The organism is Staphylococcus sp. EG-SA-2 (assembly GCF_017152085.1).
Map to the genome: position 1 here is coordinate 1 of NZ_JACYHC010000614.1, position 2,517 is coordinate 2,517.

2 protein-coding genes and 1 pseudogene are annotated in these 2,517 nt (G+C 33.2%); 1 reads left to right on the forward strand and 2 read right to left on the reverse strand.

The features are described 5' to 3' along the window. A pseudogene (locus IDG60_RS10990) lies at nucleotides 1-266 on the reverse strand (CPBP family lipoprotein N-acylation protein LnsB); the annotation flags it as partial. A gap of 194 nt (nucleotides 267-460) precedes the next feature. On the opposite strand from IDG60_RS10990, the gene IDG60_RS10995 reads away from it, so the two are divergent. Beyond that, nucleotides 461-2,038, forward strand: coding sequence for an FMN-binding glutamate synthase family protein (locus IDG60_RS10995; protein WP_000143494.1), 1,578 nt, complete (start codon nucleotides 461-463; stop codon nucleotides 2,036-2,038). Nucleotides 2,039-2,205: 167 nt separating this feature from the next. Here IDG60_RS10995 and IDG60_RS11000 read toward each other — a convergent pair. Next, a partial coding sequence (locus IDG60_RS11000; RefSeq protein ID WP_206160692.1) for a DUF1307 domain-containing protein occupies nucleotides 2,206-2,517 on the reverse strand: 312 nt, incomplete at its 5' end.

The window sequence follows — 2,517 nt, forward strand, 5'->3', positions numbered from 1 at the left end:
GCATCTTCATGCATCCGACGAAAAATAGCTAGTGAAATAATAACTGCGAGTAAATAGCTAATGTTCATTGAAATAGGAAAAGAGAAACCCCATGGGGCTTGTTGAGTGAATACAGCTACTAACCCAAAAGTTAAAAAGACGATAATGATTGGCAAGATGTTAACCAAAAATATATAAAGGAAAATAAATCCAATATCACGTTTGAAAAAACGCGATTGTTCAGTAGCGTATTCTTCTTCTATGTAATGTTTATTTGTATTTGACATAGTATACCTCTTAAATAGTTGTATTATATAGATACTTTAGCACATATTACTTTGTATTGTATGTTTTATACATTAAAATTTAAAATGAAAAACATATCATAAAATTGTTTTATAAAATGAAGCGCTTCCATTGTGTTTTGTTTTGTAAGGTGTATCATAAATATTGAATTGAAATTTTGGGGGGAGGTATTGTAATGACGTTTCTTACAGTCATGCAATTTATAGTTAACATTATCGTTGTAGGCTTCCTGCTTACGGTTATTGTTATCGGGCTTATTTGGTTAATTAAAGATAAAAGACAATCACAACATAGTGTATTAAGGAATTATCCTTTACTAGCACGTATTAGATATATTTCAGAAAAAATGGGACCGGAATTACGTCAGTATTTATTTTCTGGGGATAATGAAGGGAAACCTTTTTCACGTAATGATTATAAAAATATCGTTTTGGCTGGAAAATATAACTCTCGTATGACCAGCTTCGGTACTACTAAAGATTATCAAGACGGCTTTTACATACAGAACACAATGTTTCCGATGCAACGTAATGAGATTTCAGTAGATAATACAACATTGTTATCAACATTCATTTATAAAATCGCGAATGAGCGTTTATTTAGTCGTGAAGAATATCGTGTACCGACAAAGATTGATCCGTATTACTTAAGTGATGACCATGCAATAAAATTAGGTGAACATTTAAAACATCCATTTATTTTAAAACGTATCGTAGGACAATCTGGTATGAGTTATGGCGCTTTAGGAAAAAATGCCATTACAGCTTTATCTAAAGGTCTAGCTAAAGCGGGCACTTGGATGAATACAGGTGAAGGTGGCTTATCAGAATATCATTTAAAAGGTAATGGGGATATCATTTTCCAAATTGGTCCCGGTTTATTTGGTGTTCGTGATAAAGAAGGTAATTTTAGTGAAGGTTTATTTAAAGAGGTCGCACAGTTATCTAACGTACGCGCATTTGAGCTGAAGTTGGCACAAGGTGCTAAGACTCGTGGTGGTCATATGGAAGCTGAAAAGGTAAACGAAGAAATTGCTAAAATCCGAAATGTTGAACCTTATAAAACAATCAATTCACCTAACCGTTACGAATTTATTCATAATGCTGAAGATTTGATTCGTTTCGTCGATCAGTTGCAGCAATTAGGTCAAAAACCAGTAGGATTCAAAATTGTAGTAAGCAAAGTTTCAGAAATTGAAACACTTGTACGTACGATGGTGGAACTAGATAAGTATCCAAGCTTTATTACGATTGATGGTGGTGAAGGTGGTACTGGTGCAACATTCCAAGAATTACAAGATGGTGTTGGCTTACCGCTATTTACAGCTCTACCTATTGTGTCTGGCATGTTAGAAAAATATGGTATTCGAGATAAAGTGAAATTGGCGGCATCTGGTAAGTTAGTGACACCAGATAAAATTGCGATTGCACTAGGTTTAGGTGCAGATTTTGTAAATATCGCACGTGGCATGATGATTAGTGTCGGTTGTATTATGAGTCAACAATGCCATATGAATACATGTCCTGTAGGTGTTGCAACGACAGATGCGAAAAAAGAAAAAGCATTGATTGTTGGAGAAAAGCAATATCGTGTCACAAACTATGTAACAAGTTTGCATGAAGGCTTATTCAATATTGCAGCAGCTGTTGGCGTATCCAGTCCTACAGAAATTACTGCTGATCATATTGTATATCGAAAAGTCGATGGTGAGTTACAAACGATACATGATTATAAATTGAAATTGATTAGTTGATTTATCTATTTCGAGAAAATGAAAGCAGCGGATTTTAGTGTTACTGCAAATAATTTTATATTAGTAGTGGATGCTGGTCACACAAGAATTTCAAATATTAAAGCCCTCAGAATATGAATTAAGGTTTGTATCCTTAGTCTTATCTGAGGGCATTTTTATGTTATAAACTATTTGTCGTCCATTTTATCTTTTTCTTTTAAACCTCTGTGCTTTAATTGCTTTTCAAGTTTTTCAAAACTAATATCTTTATTTTCTTTAGTTGAAACACCAAGACGTTTATTTAATTTTTTCATGTCAACTTCTGTGTAATCTATGTCTAAGTGTTCAATTGCTTTTTTATCTTTATAGTCTACTTTGTATTTTACGCCTTTAAGGTCTTTGAAAATACTTTCAGATTTGGCGAATAACTTTTTGGCTTCGTCTTTATCCATACCTAGATCGTCATATTTAATTGTGTTGATTGTAGACTGTTTTAAAAC